The organism is Arthrobacter sp. KUASC02, from assembly GCF_059739395.1.
In genome coordinates, this window is the sequence record NZ_AP046053.1 from 3,505,392 (window position 1) to 3,524,728 (window position 19,337).

At 65.6% G+C, this 19,337-nt stretch carries 17 protein-coding genes and 1 tRNA gene; all 18 read right to left on the reverse strand.

All coding sequences use genetic code 11. The annotated features are described in order from the left end of the window. Positions 1-20: 20 nt before the first annotated feature. On the reverse strand, positions 21-1,370 hold the full coding sequence (locus tag AC6JAC_RS16075; protein WP_028270468.1) for an ABC transporter substrate-binding protein: 1,350 nt from the start codon (positions 1,368-1,370) through the stop codon (positions 21-23). A gap of 170 nt (positions 1,371-1,540) precedes the next feature. Then, positions 1,541-1,614, reverse strand: a tRNA-Leu gene (locus AC6JAC_RS16080). Positions 1,615-1,634: 20 nt separating this feature from the next. Continuing rightward, a complete protein-coding gene (locus AC6JAC_RS16085; RefSeq protein WP_497965407.1) occupies positions 1,635-2,585 on the reverse strand; it encodes an N-acetyltransferase in 951 nt (316 codons plus the stop codon). Positions 2,586-2,651: 66 nt separating this feature from the next. After that, positions 2,652-4,121: an NAD(P)/FAD-dependent oxidoreductase gene (locus AC6JAC_RS16090; RefSeq protein WP_497965409.1), complete on the reverse strand. Its 1,470-nt coding sequence runs from the start codon at positions 4,119-4,121 to the stop codon at positions 2,652-2,654. A 52-nt stretch (positions 4,122-4,173) separates the two neighbouring features. Next, on the reverse strand, positions 4,174-5,517 hold the full coding sequence (locus AC6JAC_RS16095; protein ID WP_347893844.1) for a S8 family serine peptidase: 1,344 nt from the start codon (positions 5,515-5,517) through the stop codon (positions 4,174-4,176). A gap of 78 nt (positions 5,518-5,595) precedes the next feature. Continuing rightward, a complete protein-coding gene (locus AC6JAC_RS16100; RefSeq protein ID WP_497965411.1) occupies positions 5,596-6,543 on the reverse strand; it encodes a Ppx/GppA phosphatase family protein in 948 nt (315 codons plus the stop codon). After that, positions 6,540-7,223, reverse strand: coding sequence for a DUF501 domain-containing protein (locus AC6JAC_RS16105; RefSeq protein ID WP_028270473.1), 684 nt, complete (start codon positions 7,221-7,223; stop codon positions 6,540-6,542). The genes AC6JAC_RS16100 and AC6JAC_RS16105 overlap by 4 nt, the downstream gene beginning before the upstream one ends. A gap of 130 nt (positions 7,224-7,353) precedes the next feature. Further along, a complete protein-coding gene (locus tag AC6JAC_RS16110) occupies positions 7,354-8,085 on the reverse strand; it encodes an FtsB family cell division protein (protein ID WP_454697941.1) in 732 nt (243 codons plus the stop codon). A gap of 86 nt (positions 8,086-8,171) precedes the next feature. Continuing rightward, entirely contained in the window at positions 8,172-9,452 is a 1,281-nt protein-coding gene (gene eno / locus AC6JAC_RS16115; protein WP_018774732.1) for a phosphopyruvate hydratase, read from the reverse strand. A 122-nt stretch (positions 9,453-9,574) separates the two neighbouring features. Further along, complete coding sequence (locus tag AC6JAC_RS16120) at positions 9,575-10,195, reverse strand: MazG nucleotide pyrophosphohydrolase domain-containing protein (protein ID WP_497966844.1); 621 nt, start codon at positions 10,193-10,195, stop codon at positions 9,575-9,577. Positions 10,196-10,262: 67 nt separating this feature from the next. Continuing rightward, positions 10,263-11,417 carry an adenosine deaminase gene (locus AC6JAC_RS16125; protein WP_454697940.1) on the reverse strand — a complete coding sequence of 385 codons (1,155 nt, stop codon included), beginning with the start codon at positions 11,415-11,417 and terminating at the stop codon, positions 10,263-10,265. Between the two features lie 69 nt (positions 11,418-11,486). Next, positions 11,487-12,230, reverse strand: coding sequence for a DedA family protein (locus tag AC6JAC_RS16130; RefSeq protein ID WP_454697939.1), 744 nt, complete (start codon positions 12,228-12,230; stop codon positions 11,487-11,489). 141 nt (positions 12,231-12,371) lie between these two features. After that, positions 12,372-13,004 carry a DedA family protein gene (locus tag AC6JAC_RS16135; protein WP_028270478.1) on the reverse strand — a complete coding sequence of 211 codons (633 nt, stop codon included), beginning with the start codon at positions 13,002-13,004 and terminating at the stop codon, positions 12,372-12,374. 97 nt (positions 13,005-13,101) lie between these two features. Then, positions 13,102-14,436, reverse strand: a complete 1,335-nt coding sequence (locus tag AC6JAC_RS16140) for a thymidine phosphorylase (RefSeq protein WP_454697938.1) — start codon at positions 14,434-14,436, stop codon at positions 13,102-13,104. Beyond that, positions 14,433-14,837, reverse strand: a complete 405-nt coding sequence (locus tag AC6JAC_RS16145; protein WP_028270480.1) for a cytidine deaminase — start codon at positions 14,835-14,837, stop codon at positions 14,433-14,435. The genes AC6JAC_RS16140 and AC6JAC_RS16145 overlap by 4 nt, the downstream gene beginning before the upstream one ends. 5 nt (positions 14,838-14,842) lie before the next feature. Beyond that, positions 14,843-16,186 (reverse strand): ABC transporter permease, encoded by a 1,344-nt coding sequence (locus tag AC6JAC_RS16150; RefSeq protein WP_497965415.1) that lies wholly within the window; start codon positions 16,184-16,186, stop codon positions 14,843-14,845. Next, positions 16,183-17,616 carry an ABC transporter permease gene (locus tag AC6JAC_RS16155; RefSeq protein WP_497965417.1) on the reverse strand — a complete coding sequence of 478 codons (1,434 nt, stop codon included), beginning with the start codon at positions 17,614-17,616 and terminating at the stop codon, positions 16,183-16,185. The genes AC6JAC_RS16150 and AC6JAC_RS16155 overlap by 4 nt, the downstream gene beginning before the upstream one ends. After that, a complete protein-coding gene (locus AC6JAC_RS16160; protein ID WP_497965419.1) occupies positions 17,609-19,198 on the reverse strand; it encodes an ABC transporter ATP-binding protein in 1,590 nt (529 codons plus the stop codon). The genes AC6JAC_RS16155 and AC6JAC_RS16160 overlap by 8 nt, the downstream gene beginning before the upstream one ends. Between the last annotated feature and the right edge of the window lie 139 nt (positions 19,199-19,337).

Genomic DNA, 19,337 nt, shown 5'->3' on the forward strand with positions numbered 1-19,337 from the left:
CTATCCAGGGTGGGTCGGCTTTACAGCTTGCCGAATTCTTCCTTGGACGGCTTGTAGGTGTTGTCATCCTGGTACTCGTAGATGCCGATGTAGGCTTCCGTGGGGTCGCCAGCATCGGAGAAGGTCACCGGACCGGACTGGCCGTCGTAGTCGATGTCCTTGCCGTTGCGGAGCAGCGTCACGCAGGATGCGAAGTCGTTGCACTTCTCGCCGGCCTCAGAGACAGCCTTGAGCTGCTTGGCGATGTCGGTGCCCTTTGTGCTCTTCGCGGCCTCGGCTGCCAGTGCAATCAGGTTGACGGCATCGTAGGACTCGCCAGCGTAGCTGTAGTCCTTCAGGGCCGGGTCAATGGCCAGCAGCTTCTTCTTGAAGTCGTCCTTGGCGAACGTGCCCGGGATGGTGCCCTGGGCGCCCTTCAGGGTGCCCGCCTGGAAGTCCTTGCTGTAGTCCGACGTGTTGCCGTCCACCAGGAACATCTGGGTTGCCTTGATGCCCTTACCGGTCATCAGGGGGACGATGCTCTTGGCCTGGTCGAAGGTGATCAGGGCAATCGCGTCAGGCTTGGCTGCAATGACCTTGTCCACCTGGCTGCTGAACTGCGAGTCGCCTTCGTTGAAGAGCTCCTCGGCAACGACCTTGCCGCCGGCGGCTTCGAACGCAGACTTGACGTTCTTTGCCAGGCCGGTGCCGTAGGCGTCGTTCAGGACGATCATGCCGACGGTCTGGGCACCACAGGTAGCCATGTAGTTGCCGAGCACCTTGCCCTGCAGCACATCCGAAGGTGCCGTGCGCCAGTAGAGGCCCTTGTCATCCCAGGTGGTGAAGTCAGGAGACGTGTTCGCAGGCGAGAACTGGATGACGCCGGCGCCCGTGATCTGGTTGATAACGGTTTTGGAAACGCCCGAGGAAGCAGCGCCGATAATGGCGCTGACGCCGCTGCCGAGCAGCGCGGTGGTGGACTGCGTGGCGATGTCCGTCTTGGTGTCACCGGAGTCGCGGTGGATCACCTCGACGGGCTTGCCCAGTACGCCGCCTGCGTCATTGACTTCCTTGATGCCAAGGTTGACACCCGCAATTTCGGGCGGGCCGAGGAACGCCAGCGACCCCGTTGTCGGCAGGAGCGATCCAATCTTGAGCGGTGTGTCGGTTGTGGTGGTTGAGGCCGGAACCGACCCGCCTGCGCCTGCTCCGGTAGTGGCACTGCCGGTAGCGCTCGGCGCCGGGCAGGCAATACCTGACGCTGCGGGAGTGGTTGAGCCTGTCGAACTCGGGGTGGACGAGCCGCCACAAGCCGTAGCCAGAAGGGCGACGCCGATGCTAAGCGCTGTCAGCTTAGCGACACGCGGCGCCGCCTGGGGGAGTGAAATCATAGAGAGTCTCCTCGATCGAAAGGTGCGAACGGCCTTTGATGCGAATTACCAGGTGTACCTGATTTAGATTCAAGCTAGTGCAATTTCCCCGCGAACATAAGTGACTATGGTCACATCCTTATAACAGTCGTTGCATATGGGAAATCACGGGGCATGGAGGAGAAAAGTAGTACCCCAGGTGGGACTCGAACCCACAACACGCGGATTTTAAGTCCGCTGCCTCTGCCAATTGGGCTACTGGGGCGCCCGGTCAATGGTATCCCGTCAGAGCCGCTCAAAGGGTGCGGCGTACCGGAACGTCCCGTGGATGCCACCTGGCCAGACGGCGAGCGGGAGCACCTGGAACGAGTCTCCCCACTCGGCAGTCGGAGGGTCGATGCCTAGCGAGACCGACGGCACAAATCCGAAACGGGAGTAGTACTCGGGGCCGCCCAGCAGGGCGATGCCCCGCTCCCCCGCGGCGTTGGCGCGGGCCACGGTTTCCTGGATGAGGGCCGAACCGATGCCGTGCCGCTGCAACCGCGGCACCACGCCGATGGGGCCAAGTCCCAGCAGCTCCAGGTCCCCCACCCAGCCCCTGGTGCTGATCACGTGGCCCACCACTTCGCCGTCCTGTTCCGCAACGATGCTGAAATCGGGCAGGTACTCGTCACAGTCGAACAGCTGCTTCAGCAGCCCCACTTCCACCGGTTCGCCGTCCACGGGCAGCCCGGTTGCGGGCGAGACCGAGAAAGCCGCCGCCGTCAGCTCCAGGATCGCCGGCCGGTCCGCCGGCTGTTCGGTACGCAGGACGAGCGCGGGAGCGGGCGCCGTCTGGTCGGAGCTCCGGGCGGCCAGTTCATGCAGTATTTCCAGGGCGCGGTCGGCGTCGGCCACCGGGACCAGGAGATGGTCGTGATGGAACCCGGCGAGGACGTTGCAGCTGATGCGGGCCTCGGTAAGCGCCGCACTGACGGCGGCTGTCAGTCCGACGGCTTCAAGCGACGAATGCACCTGAAGCGTGATCCAGGCGGCAACGAAGTCGTAGCGAAGCTCCAGCCTGTCCGCTTCAGCCCGGGGCAGCACCACCGTGAGCCCTTCAGCTTCCCGGACGGCGGCTTCGATGCCCGGCACGAGCGGCCGGCCGTACGGCCACAGGACATAGACGTATTCCCCCTCGCGCAGCACGGGATGGATGGATGCCAGCAGGGTCCGGATGTCCTTTTCACCAGTCATTGAGCCATTAAACAACAGCGGCGGCCGTTCCCCGGGGGAACGGCCGCCGCTGACGGAGTTGCGCAGCTACTTGGTGTCAGCCGATACGGTCTGCTTCTGACCGCTGGTGCTGCCGGATTCGGCCGGCTTCTCAGCCGCCGGTGCGGCCGGAGCCGCAGCCGGCTTGGGAGCAGGAGTGGCGGCGGAGACGAAGGCTCCGCGCGGGTTCTCCAGGTCGATCAGCTGTGTGGTGTCGCGGCCAACAAAGAAGCTCAGGATCCAGTTGAAAATAACGCGGAACTTGCGCTCGAACGTAGGCATGGCCATGCCGTGGTACCCGCGGTGCGCCAGCCAGGCCAGCGGACCCTTGAGCCCGATGCGGCCCAGGAGGTTGATGTTGGCAACGCCCTTCCATTCGCCGAAGCCGGCAACGGCGCCCAGGTTCTTGTGCTTGTAGTCCTTGAGTTCCTTGTCCCAGCGGGAGGCCCACAGGTTCTTCGCGAGGCGCTTGGCCTGGCGACGGGCGTGCTGCGCGTTGGGCACGCAGGTGCCGTCGGGCAGGCCGCTGCCGGTGAGGTCCGGAACGGCGGCGACATCGCCGGCGGCCCAGGCGTTCTCAACAATGCCTTCGTCGCCTGCGATGCGCAGGTCCGGAAGAACGCGGACGCGTCCGCGCGGCTCCAGCGGGAAGTCGGTGGAGCGGACCATCGGGTTCGCCTGCACACCGGCAGTCCAGACAAGGGTGTCCGCTTCGAATTCCTGGGCGGGGGTCTTGTCCGGAAGGTTGATGAGCTTCAGGGAGCCCTCGGCGTTGTCCAGCGAGGTGTTCAGCAGGACTTCGATGCCGCGGCTGCGCAGGTGCTCCACAACCCAGTCGGCCTGCTTGGCCGTGACCTCGGGCATGATGCGGCCCATGGCTTCAACCAGGACGAAGCGGACTTCCTCCTGCTTGACGCGGGGGTTGTTTTTGACCGCCGCACGGGCGAGGTCTTCCATCTCGGTGATGCACTCGATGCCGGCGAAGCCGCCGCCAACCACCACGAAGGTGAGGGCACGTGCGCGCTCCGCGGGATCGGTGATGGTGGAACCGGCTTCAATCCGCTCGAGGACCTTGTTGCGCAGCGCAACGGCTTCCTCGATGGTCTTCAGGCCGATGCCCTTATCCGCCAGGCCCTTGATGGGGAACGTGCGGGTGATGGCGCCTGCGGCCAGGACGACGTCGAAGTAAGGAACCTCAAAGTTCGGTCCGCCGTCGGACGGGGCAACCACGGCGGTCCGGTTGGCATGGTCGATCGAGGTGACGCGGCCCTGGATAAGTTCCGTCTGCTTCAGGTGCTGACGGTGTGAGACGACAGCGTGGCGCGCCTCAATGTTTCCGCCGGCAACTTCCGGCAGGAAGGGCTGGTAAGTCATATAGGGCAGCGGATCAACGACGGTGACGATGCCACCGGCATTCGCGATCTTGTTCTGCAGTTTGAGGGCTACGTACAGGCCGACGTACCCGCCGCCGACGACGAGTACCCTGGGACGGTCCTGGAGCTGTGGGGTTGTTGCCATGACTCAAGAATACAGTAGTTTGTGAAAATCTTCACTAACTAAATCGTTGCCGTTACGTTCCGTTCGAGTCCACCTTGTCAAGGACTCCGGTCTCGGGCTCCTCGGGCACATTTCCGGGGTTCCTGGTGGCCCGCCGCAGCTGGAAGGCGGCGCCCCCGATGATGCCCACGAACAGCAGCCCGAAGCCGATGACCACCACGGCCGGCACGGCACTGTCCAGCTGGGACGGCGCCTCAGCCACCGGCACCGTGGCCACCGGCAGTGTGGGCGGCGCACTGGTGGGGCTGTCGCTGGGCTCAGCGGCGGGGGCGGTTGCGGCTGCCTCGCCCCGGCGGTGGATCCTGATCCAGTCGGCGACGGTGCCCAGCGGATTCACCTTCGTTTCGGGCACGTCCGCCTTTAGCGCAGCTTCCGCGTTCAGCACGCCGTACCCGTAGATGGGATCCTTCCCCGGCGCCCCGGCATCCTTGGCCGTGGTGACAATCCTGTTGATGACCTGGCTGGCCGTCATCTCCGGCCATTTAGACCGGATCAGCGCCGCCACGCCGGACACAATCGGTGTGGCGCCGGACGTGCCGGCCCATTCCGCATAGCCGTCCCCGGGCATCCCGCCGATCAGGTTTTCGGCCGGTGCCGCCACGCCAATGCTGATGCCCTGGGAGGAGGAATCGATGCTGGCGGCACCCTCCCGGTTCAGGCCCGCCACAGTCAGGACGCCCGGGATGGTTGCCGGCGCTCCGACCTGGACGTTGCCGCCCACCCGGTTGCCCGCTGCGGCCACAATGACCACATCCTTTTGCTCGGCGTAGAGGAACGCTGCATCCCAGCTCTGCGGCCATTCGGGTGAGGTGCTGCCCAGCGAAATGTTGATCACGCGCGCGCCGTTGTCCACGGCCCAGCGGACGGCCGCCGGAATCTGTTCCTGGTCCGTCTTCCCCCCGGGGTTCTGGGAACCAAGCCAGGTGGACACTGACAGGATCTGCGCTTCGGGAGCCACGCCCACGATTCCGTCGGGGCCCGGGGCCGGAGTGGCGCCGGGACTCGCCGTGGACTTCGGCGGCTGGTGTCCGCGGCCGGCCAGCATCGTAGCCACCAGGGTGCCGTGCTCGGGCTTCGAGCCGATGCTTTTCTGCCCGTCCGCGCTGCCCGCCCCGGAAGCATCGCTGCCGCCGACGACGGCACCCTTGAGGTCGGGGTGCTTGGCATCCACGCCGCTGTCGATGACGGCCACTTTGACGTTGGCGCCCTTGGACACTTCCCACGCCTTGGTGATGCCGGACTCGGCCAGCCAGTACTGCTTGTCCCGCCATGAATCGGCACGGGCTTCCGGTGCAGCGACCAGCGACGTCGCCAGGCCGCCTGTGGCCAGGGCAATTGCCGTCACGGCGGAGGCCATCCGGCCCCAGCGGGTTGTTGCTCTGGTCATTCGGGTCCAATCGGCTGTACGTGCGAAGTCATGAGCTGATGCCACGTCCTAGCTGATGCTCAGGGCAATTCCGTCGAGAATATCGTGTTCGCTGGCGACAGCCGAAGTGATCCTTCCCTCCGTTACCCTGGCGAGGCGTTCCAAAACGCGCCGCCAGACCAGTCCGCCGGCACCGATGACGTCTACCCGGCCCGGATGCATGTAAGGAAGTCCGGCCCGTTCGGCTTTGGTCATCCCGAGCAGATCCGTGCACGCCTCGCCAAAGGTCTTCAGCGGAAGCTCCGCGCCGTGGATCGCCGCAGGCGAGTATTCCGGCAGCCGGAGCGCGTGGGCCGTGATCGTGGTGACGGACCCCGCCACGCCGACGACGACGGTGGTGCGGTCCAGCGGAACGGCCAGTCCCGCCTCGCTGATGGCGGCGTCGACGTCGGCCTCCGCGGCAGTAACCTGCTCCGGAGACGGCGGGTCGTTGCGGAGATGGCGTTCGGTCATCCGGACGCAGCCGACGTCAACGGACTTGGCGGCGATGACGCCGTTGGCGTCGCCGAGAACGAATTCGGTGCTTCCCCCGCCGAGATCCACCACGAGCACGGGATCGGTGCCGCGGGACGGAAGAACGCTGCTGGCACCGGCGAAGGACAGGGCGGCTTCTTCGTCGCCGGTAATCACTTCAGGTTCCACGCCGAGGATTTCGCGGATGCCGTCCACGAATACCTTCCGGTTGCTGGCGTCGCGCGTGGCCGACGTAGCAACGAAACGGACCTTTCCAGCCCCATGCTCGCGGATCAGCGCGGCGTAGTCGGTCGTGGCGGCGAAGGTCCGGTCCAGGGCTTCCTGGGCCAGTTCTCCGGTTGCGTCCACGCCCTGGCCCAGCCGGACCACGCGCATTTCGCGGACGACGTCCGTCAGCTTCGGGCTGCTCCCGTTCCCGGCCACGTCGGCGATCAGGAGCCGGATGGAATTGGTTCCGCAGTCGATGGCGGCAACTCGGGTCACTGGGCGGCCTCCGTGGAGTCGGTTTTCTCGTCAGCGTGATTCTCTTCAGCGTGCTTCTGCGTATTGCGCACGGGTGCCGGACGGCCCACGATCTCGGGCAGGCCCTGCGGCCCGTGCCGGCTGAGGTCCTGCGAGGGCGCTTCTCCGCCGGTGTCCCACGCACCGTCGCAGTAGCAACGGTCCGCCGTCCACCATTCACTGATGGCTTCGAGGGCTTCATCGCCCAGCGGATTGACACCGGGACCGGCAGCAAGGGAATGGCCCACCAGGACGTGAAGGCACTTGACGCGGGTGGGCATGCCGCCGGCAGAGATCCCGTCAATCTCGGGCACGGCGCCAATGCCGGACCGCTCCCCGATCTCCGCCCGCGAAACCAGATACGCATCGTGGGCGGCGCGGTAGCTCGCTGCGAGTCCGGAGTCTTCGGCCAGGCGTTCGTTCATCCGGTTCATCAGGCCGGCGGCCTCAAGGCGCGACACGGCGGAGGTGATGACCGGGTGGGTCAGGTAGAACGTGGTGGGGAACGGGGTTCCGTTGCTGAGCCGGGGGGACGTCGCCGCGACGAGGGGGTTGCCGCAGACACAGCGGGCGGGGATTTCGACGACGTCGCGCACTGGACGCCCCAACTGGCGGCTCAGGACGTCGAGGTCGCGGGCGGAGGGGTGGCTGTACCCGGGCACGGTCGGGGCCTCGTTTTTTGCGGGGTGTCCGCCCGGGGCGTTGTCGCCTACTGCATGCTGGTCCACTGGCGCGGCCGCCTTCCTGCCCTTGGAGGCTGACCCGTGGGAAAGCCGGCGGAGGGCACCGCCTCTAGTCTGTTGCCGAGCGCCTGATGGACTCCCAAAGCGAGTCCACCCATGGCAGGTTGGCCGGGTCCTGGGCTGATCCTGTGCCGCCCTGGCCACTGGCGGTCCCGGCCGGCAGATCGCTGCCAAACACCCAGTAGCCGGTCTCTCCCGGCATAACCATGTTAATGCGGTCGCGGGCCTGCTGTTTCACGTAGTTCGGGTCCTGCCACCTGGATACCTGGAGTTTCAGCCCCTCCTGCTCCGCCTGACGGGCGGCGATATCCGCCTCCAGCGCCGCGATCTCGGCCCTTTTGTCGATGAAGATCTTGACGGTGGGGGCCAGCATGATGGTGATGGCAATCATGACGACGGCCAGCGCCAGCATCCGGCCGGAAAAGGCCTTGGCGGGCACCGGATCCTGGTTATCCGCCCCGTGCCTGGCGTCACTCCCCGAGGATTGGCCGGGCTGCTTGTTGCCGTCCGGGCTGCCGGCAGGCCGGCGGGCCGCCTGTTTGCCGGCGGCAACCCCGGCCTTGACCGACGCCCCCAGCCGTCCGGCGGTGGTGGACTTTCCTTGCGCAGCGGGTGCCCGCCCAGCGGGTGTATCCGCGGCGGGCGTTTTCGCTTCCCCGGCCGCGGGCAGGTGCCGCGTCGCGCCGAAATCGGCGCGGATGACGTCAGCGCCGTCGTCGGCGTCCTTTGACTGACGCGCCGCGGGCGTAGCCCGGGGAACCTTGGGACGGCGGGTGGCCATGACACTCCTTCAAAAGCGGACCACAAACAAAAACCGGTGGCCATGGTCTTTCAACCATAGCCACCGGTCAGCTGTTTTTTTGGATGCTAGCCCTTGAAACGCGGGAAAGCGCTGCGTCCGGCGTAGCGTGCGGCGTCGTCGAGTTCCTCTTCGATGCGCAGCAGCTGGTTGTACTTCGCGACGCGCTCGGAGCGGGCCGGGGCACCGGTCTTGATCTGTCCCGCGTTGGTGGCAACGGAGATGTCAGCAATGGTGGTGTCCTCGGTTTCGCCGGAGCGGTGCGAGGTGATGGTGGTGTAACCGGCACGCTGGGCCAGTGACACGGCGTCCAGGGTCTCGGTCAGGGAACCGATCTGGTTGACCTTGACGAGCAGTGAGTTCGCGGTCTTGGTGTCGATGCCGCGCTGCAGGATGGCCGGGTTGGTGACGAAGAGGTCATCGCCCACGAGCTGGACCTTGTCGCCGATGGTGTCGGTGAGGGTCTTCCAGCCTTCCCAGTCGTTCTCGTCCAGCGGGTCCTCGATGGAAACCAGCGGGTAGTCGGCCACGAGCTCGGCGTAGTAGGCGCTCATCTCGGTGGCGGAAAGTGCCTTGCCCTCGAACTGGTAGGCGCCGTCCTTGAAGAACTCGGAGGAGGCGACGTCCAGGGCCAGGGCGATGTCCTTGCCCGGAGTGTAGCCGGCGTTCTTGATGGCTTCCTGGATCAGGTCCAGTGCGGCACGGTTGGACGGCAGGTTCGGCGCGAAGCCGCCCTCGTCGCCCAGTCCGGTGGAGAGGCCCTTGGCCTGCAGGACGGACTTGAGGTTGTGGTAGACCTCGACGCCCCAGCGCAGGCCCTCGGAGAAGGTTTCGGCGCCGATCGGGACGATCATGAATTCCTGGATGTCCACGTCGGAGTCGGCGTGCGAGCCGCCGTTGAGGATGTTCATCAGCGGAACGGGCAGGACGTGCGCGTTGGGGCCGCCCAGGTACTTGTACAGCGGCAGGTCAGCGGATGCTGCGGCGGCGTTGGCCACGGCCAGGGAAACACCCAGGATGGCGTTGGCGCCGAGCTTGCCCTTGTTGGGGGTGCCGTCCAGGTCAATCATGGCCTGGTCGATGCTGCGCTGGTCCGTGGCGTCGAAACCGGTCAGTGCCGGTGCGATCTGGTCGATGACGGCGTCGACGGCCTTCTGGACGCCCTTGCCAAGGTAGCGGCCCTTGTCTCCATCGCGGAGTTCCACGGCCTCGTGTTCGCCGGTGGAGGCGCCGGAGGGCACTGCTGCGCGGCCGATCTGGCCATCGGAAAGCAGGACTTCAACTTCTACGGTCGGGTTGCCACGGGAATCGAGGATCTCGCGGGCGTGAATGGCATCGATAAGCGCCATGAATATGCTCCTTATGGTGAAGCGATTTACTGGGAAACTAGCGGAAAAACTCGACGTCCTCGTCAGGGACTAGCGTAGTCGAGAGTGTTGCAGGTTACGGAAACCTATCCAGCACCCGGACGTCATGATCCCGTCCGGGGCGTGGAAGGGTGAAGGGGGCGGTGGCTGTCCTGATACCGCCGAACTGCCCCGCGGAGGGCGCGTTCGGCGTCGAAACCCCTGGTCCGGGCAGCGGACACGACGGCGAGCAGCAGCTCGCCGAGCTGCTCCTCGGAGTCCAGGTTCCTGACAAAGTCAGCTGCCGCGGTGAGAGGCGGGGCCGTCGTGACGCCCGCCCTCGCCGCCCGGTCCAGTGACTTCTGGGCCCGGGCCAGGGCCGGAAGGCCCTGCGGAATTCCCTCGAAAGGATCACCGCGTTCCGGCTTCTCGGCCCGCTTGATGGAGTCCCACGTGCGGACAATTTCCTCCACACTGGCCGGGAAAGTGTCCTGGAGCGAGCCGTCGGGCCGGAACACGTGCGGGTTCCGGCGGATCATCTTGGCGCTGAGGCCACGGACGACGTCGTCGAAACCGAAAGTGCCGCGTTCCTCGGCAAGGCGGGCGTGGAGGACCACCTGGAGCAGGACGTCGCCCAGCTCCCCCCGGAGCTCTGCCTCGTCGGCGCCGGTTTCGATTGTTTCGGCTACTTCAAAGGCCTCCTCGAGGAGGTACTCCACCAGTGATTCGTGGGTCAGCGCCCCCATCCAGGGGCAGTGCTCCCGGAGGGCGGCGATCACGGCAACCAGGGAGGCCACCGGGACGGAATCGTCCTTAGGCAAGATTGGCGTAGGCGTCGTTGATGTACTCAACGAGTGCTTCCTTTTCCTCCAGCGGCAGGAAAGCGGCCTCGGCGGCGTTGAGGGTCAGCTCAAGGATGTCGTCGAGGTCGTAGTCGAACGTCTCCACCAGCAGTTCGAACTCATCGGTGAGGGTCACGCCGCTCATCAGTCGGTTGTCGGTGTTGATGGTGACGTTGAAGCCGAGCTGGTACAGCATGTCCAGCGGGTGGCTTTCGATGCCTTCGCCGAACCCGGCGATGGCACCGGTCTGCAGGTTGGAGGACGGGCAGATTTCCAGGGCGATGCCGCGGTCGCGGATCCAGCTGGAGAGCTCGCCGAGGGTGACCATCCCGATGTTGGCGTCGGCTTCATCGCTCTCTGCGTCAGCGTCCTCGTCGTCGAACTCAACGGTGATGTCCTCGGCGATGCGCACGCCGTGGCCGAGGCGCAGGGCGCGGCCGTCAACGAGGGCGGACTGGATGCTTTCCAGGCCTGCTGCCTCGCCGGCGTGGACCGTGGCGGGGAAATTGTGCTGGGCGAGGTATGTGAATGCATCACGGAAGCGGGACGGCAGGAACCCGTCCTCGGCGCCGGCGATGTCGAAGCCCACGGCCCCGTTGTTGCGGTGGCGGACGGCCAGTTCGGCAATTTCCTGGCCGCGGTCGGCGTGGCGCATGGCGGTGATGAGCTGACCCACCTGGATGTCCCGGCCGGTTTCGGCGACGGCGTCCACGCCGGCGTCGAGCCCTTCCTGGATGGCCTCGACCACTTCATCCAGCGTCAGGCCCTTCTGCAGGTGCTGCTCCGGTGCCCAGCGGACTTCGCCGTACACGACGCCGTCGTCGGCAAGGTCTTCCACGAATTCCTTGGCCACCCGGAAGAGGCCCTCTTTGGTCTGCATCACGGCGATGGTGTGGTCGAAGGTTTCGAGGTAGCGGACCAGGGAGCCGGAGTCTGCGGATTCGCGGAACCACTCCCCCAGCGCCACCGGATCGGTGGAAGGCAGGGTGTGCCCCACGGCTTCGGCAAGTTCGATGATGGTGGCCGGGCGCAGGCCGCCGTCCAGGTGGTCGTGCAGGGATACCTTGGGGAGGCTCTTGAGGTCGAAGTCGATGGCAGGGGCAGCGTCAAGAATAGGCTCAGTCACGTACCAACCTTAGGGTCGGACGGCGTCCGGCGCCACCCGGAAAGCGGCAGCTTTGGCGGCGGCGCCGGTTCAGCGGCGCGTTTCCACATCGACGACGGCGGGAACGGCCAACGGCGCGATCTCCACCACCGCCTCCCGCTCGGCACGCGCATCCTGTTCTGCCGCTGATTCCTTGCTGGATTCCTGGCCGGATGCCACATGATCGTGGCGGCCCAGACGCTTGTGCCACCAGCGAAGCAGGTGGTCGATGATGACGCCGAGGATGATGGCGAACACCACGGCAATGCCGGCCCCGAGCAGCGGGTTGTCATGCAGCAGCGGGAAGGAGCTGGCCAGCAGGCCGATCCCGATCGAGTAACCGACCCACGTGACGCAGGCAAAGGCATCGAGGACGAAGAACCTGCGGTGCGGGAACGCGGTGGTGCCGGCAACGTAGTTGACCGCCACACGGCCCCAGGGGATGTATCGGGCTGTGAAGATCAGGACGGCGCCGCGCTTCTCCAGCTCGTAGTGGGCCCAGGCAAAGACCTTTTGAACCTTGGGCTTCCGCATCCAGCGCCAGCGTTCAAGCCCGATCTTACGGCCGAGCATGTAGGCCATGTTGTCTCCGGCGATGGCACCCACCAGGGCGGTGGCGCCGAGGATCCAGAGGTTGGGTTCACCGCTTTGGCGTGAAAACGCCGACAGTGCCACGATGAGTGTTTCGCTGGGGACGACCATCGCAAAACCGTCCACAAAAAAGAACACCAGCAGGATGGGATAAATCCACCATTGGCCTGCGGCATGGAGCACTGCCTCATTGATAAATTCCACGCGGGGCCCTGCTCCTATAAAGTGACGGAAATCGCTATTTAGTGTCCCATGGCGGCGGCATAATCCGCTACGCTAAAGCCGCGAAAGCTCACCCGCCGTCATGTGTCTCCCGGCGGCGCCCAGGGCGGCCCGCGCAGCGGATCAGGGGCCCGCCGCTGTCCCCTCTGCGGGTTCCTCCGGCAACCGGCCGCGGAGGCGGCTGATCAGGATGTCCACGATGATGCCGAGCAGAATCGCGCAGACGATGGCGATGGTGGCGCCCAGCAGGTGGTTGTCTTCGAACCACTGCCCGAAAAACAGCCCGATGGATACTGAATACGAGGACCACAGGGCTGCGGACAATACCGTCAGGCCCACGAAACGCAGGTGCGCGAAATGGGTGGCACCGGCCGTCAGGTTGACGGCAACCCGTCCGATCGGAACAAAGCGGGCCACGAGCACCAGGGACGCCGGCCGTTTCCTCAGTTCATTCCCGGCCCAGTGGAAGGCGGTCTGCATTCGCGGCCCGCGCATCCACCGCCACCGGCGCGTACCCACCTTGCGGCCGATCAGGTAGGCGATGTTGTCGCCGCCGAACGCACCCAGCGCGGCCACGAGCATCAGCAGCCACGGATTGGGGACGTCTGCGGTCGCTGCCACGGCCGCCAGGCCAACGACCACGGACTCGCTGGGGATCGGCGGGAAGAACCCGTCGATCACGCAGCAAGCCAGCACCAGGAACAGTACCCAGGGCTGCCCCGCCGCCGCGAGAATGAAGTCGTTGATAGCCTGCACAGTTTCCTAACGGCCGGGGCCGCCCGTTTTCTCCCCGGCCGGTCTGCGGGCGGGCCGTGGCGCTCCCGAAGGGAGCCGGCCGGGGAGGGTCACGGGATCAGGCGATGCGGTCGATGATGAGCTTCTGCGCCGGCCGGGAGCCCTCCGGCGCAACTACAACAGCCCCTTCCAGGGCCTCCTTGGCGCGGCCGAATTTCTCCGGTGTGTCGGTCAGCAGCGTCATCAGGGGTTCTCCGGCACGGACCATGGCACCGGGCTTGGCGTGCAGCCTGACGCCTGCACCGGCCTGGACCTGGTCCTCCTTGCGGGCGCGGCCTGCACCCAGCCGCCAGGCGGCAACGCCCACCGCCAGGGCATCCAGCTCCACGAGGACACCGTCGGCCGGAGCGTAGATGACCTCGGATTCCCTGGCAACGGGCAGCTTGGCGCGGGGATCCCCGCCCTGCGCCTCGATCATGCGGTTCCACACATCCATGGCCCGGCCGTCCTTGAGCGCGGCGCGTGGATCTGCATCGTGGACTCCGGCGCAGGCCAGCATTTCCTCGGCCAGCCGGACCGTCAGTTCGACGACGTCTTCCGGGCCGCCGCCGGCCAGCACCTCCACTGATTCCTCCACCTCGATGGCGTTGCCGGCGGTGAGGCCCAGAGGCGTGTTCATGTTCGTCAGCAGCGCCACCGTGTTGACGCCGGCGTCCTTGCCCAGGGCCACCATGGTCTCGGCCAGTTCCCGGGCGCGGGCCTCGTCCTTCATGAAGGCACCGCTTCCCACCTTGACGTCGAGGACCAGCGAGCCGGTGCCTTCGGCGATTTTCTTGCTCATGATGGACGACGCAATCAGCGGGATGGCTTCCACCGTTCCCGTGACGTCACGCAGGGCATAGAGCTTCTTGTCCGCGGGTGCCAGACCCGCACCGGCGGCGCAGATCACGGCTCCGACGTCCTGCAGCTGGGCCATCATTTCGTCGTTGCTCAGTGCCGCACGCCAACCCGGGATCGATTCCAGCTTGTCCAGGGTGCCGCCCGTGTGGCCGAGTCCGCGGCCGGAGAGCTGCGGAACGGCCACGCCGAAGACGGCTACCAGCGGTGCGAGCGGGAGCGTGATCTTATCCCCCACTCCCCCGGTGGAATGCTTGTCCGACGTCGGCTTCACGCCGCCGTCGGGACGCCGCAGGGCGGAGAAGTCCATCCGTTCGCCGGAGGCGATCATCGCAGCGGTCCACCGCGAGATTTCCGCGCGGTCCATGCCGTTGAGCAGGATGGCCATGTTCAAGGCAGCCATCTGCTCGTCGGCAATGGCGCCCCGGGTGTAGGCGTCGATGGTCCAGTCGATCTGGGCCGGGCTCAGGACGCCCTTGTCCCGCTTGATGCGGATGATGTCGACGGCGTCGAACGCTTCAGTGTTGCTGTTGTTGGTCTTAGTACTCTGTGTCACCGGGGTTCCTCCAGGTGTTGGGGACCAAAGGCATCGGGTAGCACCTGGTCCATTGTCTTGATTCCCTGCGTGGTCATGAGTTCCATGTCGGGCGCCCGGAATTCGTACAGCAGCTGGCGGCAGCGCCCGCACGGCATCAGGATGTTGCCGCCGGCGTCCACGCAGTAGAAGGCGCGCAGCTGGCCGCCTCCGGTCATGTGCAGGTTGCCCACCAGGGCGCATTCGGCACAAAGGGTCAGGCCGTAGCTTGCGTTTTCCACGTTGCAGCCGCTGACGATCCGGCCGTCCGCGGTGAGGGCGGCCGCCCCCACCGCAAACTTCGAATACGGCGCGTACGCGTTCTTCATGGCGGAAACGGCGGCCGCTTCGAGCGCCGCCCAGTCCACCGTGTTGAGTTCCACCGGCGTCAACCCTTGACGTACGGTATGCCGCTGGCGGCCGGCGGCCTGGAGCGGCCCACGAGGCCGGCCACGGCAAGCACCGTCACCAGGTACGGAAGCATGGCCATGAACTGGCTCGGAACGGGTGTGCCGATAATGGTCACGATGCTCTGCAGGTTGTCCGCGAAGCCGAACAGCAGCGCGGCGAAGAAGGCACCGATCGGGTTCCAGCGGCCGAAGATCAGCGCGGCCAGGGCGATGAAGCCGCGTCCGCCTGAAATCTCCTTGGTGAAACTGTCGATGGCCACCAGGGTGAAGAAGGAACCGCCGATGCCTGCAACGGCGCCGCCGAGGGTGACGTTCCAGAAGCGGGTGGCGTTAACCTTGATGCCCATGGTGTCCGCGGCCTGGGGGTGTTCCCCGACGGCACGGACACGCAGGCCCCATTTGGTCTTGAAGAGGCCGATCCACACCACGATGACGGCAATGTACATCAGGTATCCCACCACGGACTGCTTAAAGAGGATGGGGCCGATCACAGGGATGCTCGAGAGCACAGGGATGTCGATGATGGGCAGCCGGCCCGGTGAGTTGAACTGGGCCTTGTTGGCCTGCATCACCGTGCTGAACAGGAAGCCCGTCAGGCCGGAGACCAGGACGTTGAGCACCACGCCCACGATGATCTGGTTGACCAGGTATTTGATGCTGAAGACTGCCAGCACCATGGAGACAATGGCGCCGGCCACGGCCGCTGCCAGCAGCCCGATAAAGGGGCTCTTGGTCAGGGTGGCCACCATCGCAGCGGTGAATGCACCGCCGAGCAGCTGGCCCTCAATGGCGATATTGACAACGCCGACGCGTTCGCAGAGAACACCGGAAAGGGAACCGAACACCAGAGGGACTGCCAGGGTCACGGAACCGGCGATGAGCCCGGCAAGCGAAATGCTCGGCGTGCGGGCGCCGCCCACCACCCAGATCAGGAACGCTGCCACGAACAGCACGATAAAGACGATCGGCAGCCAGCCGGGAGAGGCTTCGTTCCTCGTCTTGAGGTACACGGCATAGCCGGCCAGGCCCAGCATCAGGACCGACAGGACGATTCCGCCCAGGAAGGCGGGCACTTCGATGGCTGGAAGCTGGAAGAAATCGCCGCTCGAGGAGATCCCGAACTTGGCCGTCTGGTTGGGTCCCATGATGCCGAAGAAGATGAAGGCGACGACGCCGAGCACGGCAAGCAGGACCGGCACCTTCCAGGTCACGGGCTTTGCCGAAACCGCGGGGGCTTTCTCCCTGGCCGACTCCGGTGTTCCCGGCTGCGGTTTGCCTTGCTGCGGCTTTCCCGGAACGGGCGATGTTGCTGTTGTGCTCATGCTGCACCTCCGGTGGTGGCTGCCTTCTTGGACTTACCGGCCGTTGCGGCCTTCTTCTTGCGGGGATTGAGCCCGAAGAGGGCGCGCACCAGCGGCGGCGCCGCGATGAACAGGACGATCAGTGACTGGACCACGAGCACAATGTCGATGGGGGTTCCTGTCTGGATCTGCATCTGCACAGCCCCGGCGCGGAAGGCGCCGAACAGCAGACCGGCGGCGAAGGTGCCCCACGGCGTCGAACGCCCCAGGAGCGCAACGGTGATGGCATCGAAACCGTAGGTTGCCGCAACGCCGTCGGTCAGGACCTTTTCGGTTCCCGCGACCTGCGCCACGCCTGACATGCCCGCGAGGGCACCGGCGATCGCCATGACCAGGACCGTGGCCCGGGGAACGTTGATGCCCGCGGTCAGTGCCGCTTTGGGGTTGGCCCCGACGGCGCGGAATTCAAAGCCGACCGTGGAGCGGTTGAGCAGCCACCAGACAAAAACGGTGGCGGCGATGGCCAGGAGGAAGCCCAGGTGGAGCCTGTACTGCGTACCAAGGATCTGCGGATACACGGCGCTCGGATCCAGGATCGGCGAGATGGGGTTGGACTCCCCCGGCCGCTGGAACGCCGGGGTGTTCAGCAGGTAGCGCAGGAAGTACAGGGCGATGTAGTTGAACATGATGGTCAGGATGACCTCATGGGCGCCGGTGCGGGCCTTCAGCAGGCCCACGAGTCCGCCCCAGAGGGCACCGCCCACGATGCCGGCAATGAGGACCAGCAGCAGGTGCAGTCCCAGCGGCAGGTGCAGGGCAAAGCCGACCCAGGCGGCGAGGATGCCGGCCATGATGATCTGCCCCTGCGCACCGATGTTGAACAGGCCTGCGCGGAATGCCAGTGCGACGCCGAGGCCGGCCGTGATCAGCGGGGTTGCGATGGTGAGGGTTTCCATCAGCGGAGCAAACTGCACCGCGACACTGGAGCCGCGGGGATTGAACACCGAGCCCTGGAACAGCGCGACATACGAACGGGTCGCAGCGTTCCAGACAGCCGAGAAGAAGTCCGAGGGCCGGGCAAAGAGGTAGCTCGCGGTGGCACCCACCTGTTTGTCAGTGCTGGCGATGAGAAGTCCGCCCAGGATCAGGGCAAGCAGGACGGCGAGCACCGACACTATGCCGCTGCCGGTGAAGATCCGCCGGACCAGCGTGTCCGCACCGCCCGGAACAATGCCGCTCTGGGCCGAGACGGGAACGGCCGAGGGCTGCATCGCACCGCCGGCTGTGTCCAGCGCGGTGGCGGCGGCTGCGTCTTCGCCCGGCGTCTTGGGGCCGGGCGCTGCGGTTTCCGGTGCTGGGTTCTCCGGTGCTGCGTTCTCCGGTGAGCGGGTAGCCGGGGTTTCCGTTTTGTTTTCGTCAGCCACGTGTTTGGGCTGGTCCTGTTCACTCATGGTCGCCTCCTTCGGCACCGGAGGTGGAAGTCTGTACGGGCGTGTGGGCGCTGCCGGGGTGGGCCGTGTCCGCGTGGGCGCTTTCGGGGGAAAGTCCCGCCATCATCAGGCCCAGGACATCGCGGCCGGTGCCTGCGGGCACGATGCCCACCAGCTTGCCTTTGTAAAGCACTGCGATCCGGTCCGCGAGTTCGATGACTTCGTCGAGTTCGGTGGACACGATCATCACCGGAGTGCCCTGGTCCCGTTCAGCCACGATGCGTTTGTGCAGGAACTCGATGGATCCCACATCCACGCCGCGGGTGGGCTGGGAGGCGATGAACAGTCGCAGCGGCCGGGACAGCTCCCGGGCCATGACGACTTTCTGCTGGTTTCCGCCGGAAAGGGTTCCCGCGGCCAGCGCCCCGGACGGTGTCCTGACGTCGAACTCGTCGATCCTGGACTTGGCGTTCTCCAGGATCCTGGCCGGGCTCATGCTGATGCCCTTGGCGTAGGGCGCCTGGTCGTAGAGGTCCAGGACCAGGTTCTCCGCGATGGAGAAGGTGCCGATGAGCCCGTCAACGGTCCGGTCTTCCGGAACGAAGCCGACGCCGGCCCGGAGTACTTCCTTGACGCTATGGCCCAGGAGCTCCTCGCCGTCCAGCAGGATCGATCCGTGGCAGCGTTCCTGCAGGCCAAGGATGGCTTCGGTGAGTTCTGTCTGGCCGTTGCCCTGCACACCAGCCACGGCGAGGATTTCGCCGCGGGCGATGTCGAAGCTGATGCCGTCCACCACATGCTGGCCGGTGGGCGCGATCACGGTGAGGTCCTTGACCTGGAACGTGGTTTCCTGCGGCTTCGCCGGGGCCTTGTCCAGGGTCAGGTTCACTGCGCGGCCCACCATCATGGAGGCCAGCTCGGTGGTGGACGCGCCGGGATCCGCCGTGCCCACCACTTTGCCGCGGCGGATGACCGTGATGGTGTCGGAAACAGCCTTCACTTCGCGAAGTTTGTGCGAGATGAAAACGATCGAGGTGCCGTTGCTTTTCAGCTGGCGCATGATGTCCAGGAGCTCGTCGGTGTCCTGCGGTGTCAGCACGGCAGTGGGTTCATCGAGGATGAGCACCTTTGCGTCGCGGACCAGTGCCTTGATGATTTCCACACGCTGCTGGACGCCCACGGGGAGGTCCTCGATCAGGGCGTCGGGGTCGACGTCGAAACCGTATTTGTCGGAGATTTCCTTGATTTTGCGGCGGGTATCATCCAGGTTGAGGAAGCCGCCGGCTTTGGTGGTTTCTGCGCCGAGCGCCACGTTCTCCGCGACGGTGAACACGGGAACCAGCATGAAGTGCTGGTGCACCATGCCGATGCCCGCAGCCATGGCGTCGCCCGGTCCGCGGAAGGTGACGGCCTTGCCATCCACCAGGATTTCGCCCTCACTGGGCTCGTAGAGTCCGTACAGGACATTCATCAGCGTGGACTTGCCAGCGCCGTTTTCACCAAGCAGGCAATGAATTTGCCCGGGTTCAACAACCACATCGATGTGATCGTTGGCAATAAGGGAACCGAAGCGTTTGGTGATCCCTCTGAGTTCAAGTTTCAAAACTCTGACCAATCTCGAAGCGTCCGGAAGATGTGCCCGGACGGGATATGTGGCTGCAGCACCAGCCTAGTGCCTGCAGCCCTTGGCGGAGCGGGCAGCGCTCCTCGGAAAAGCTCACGCCCAACGAAAAGCGCCACCG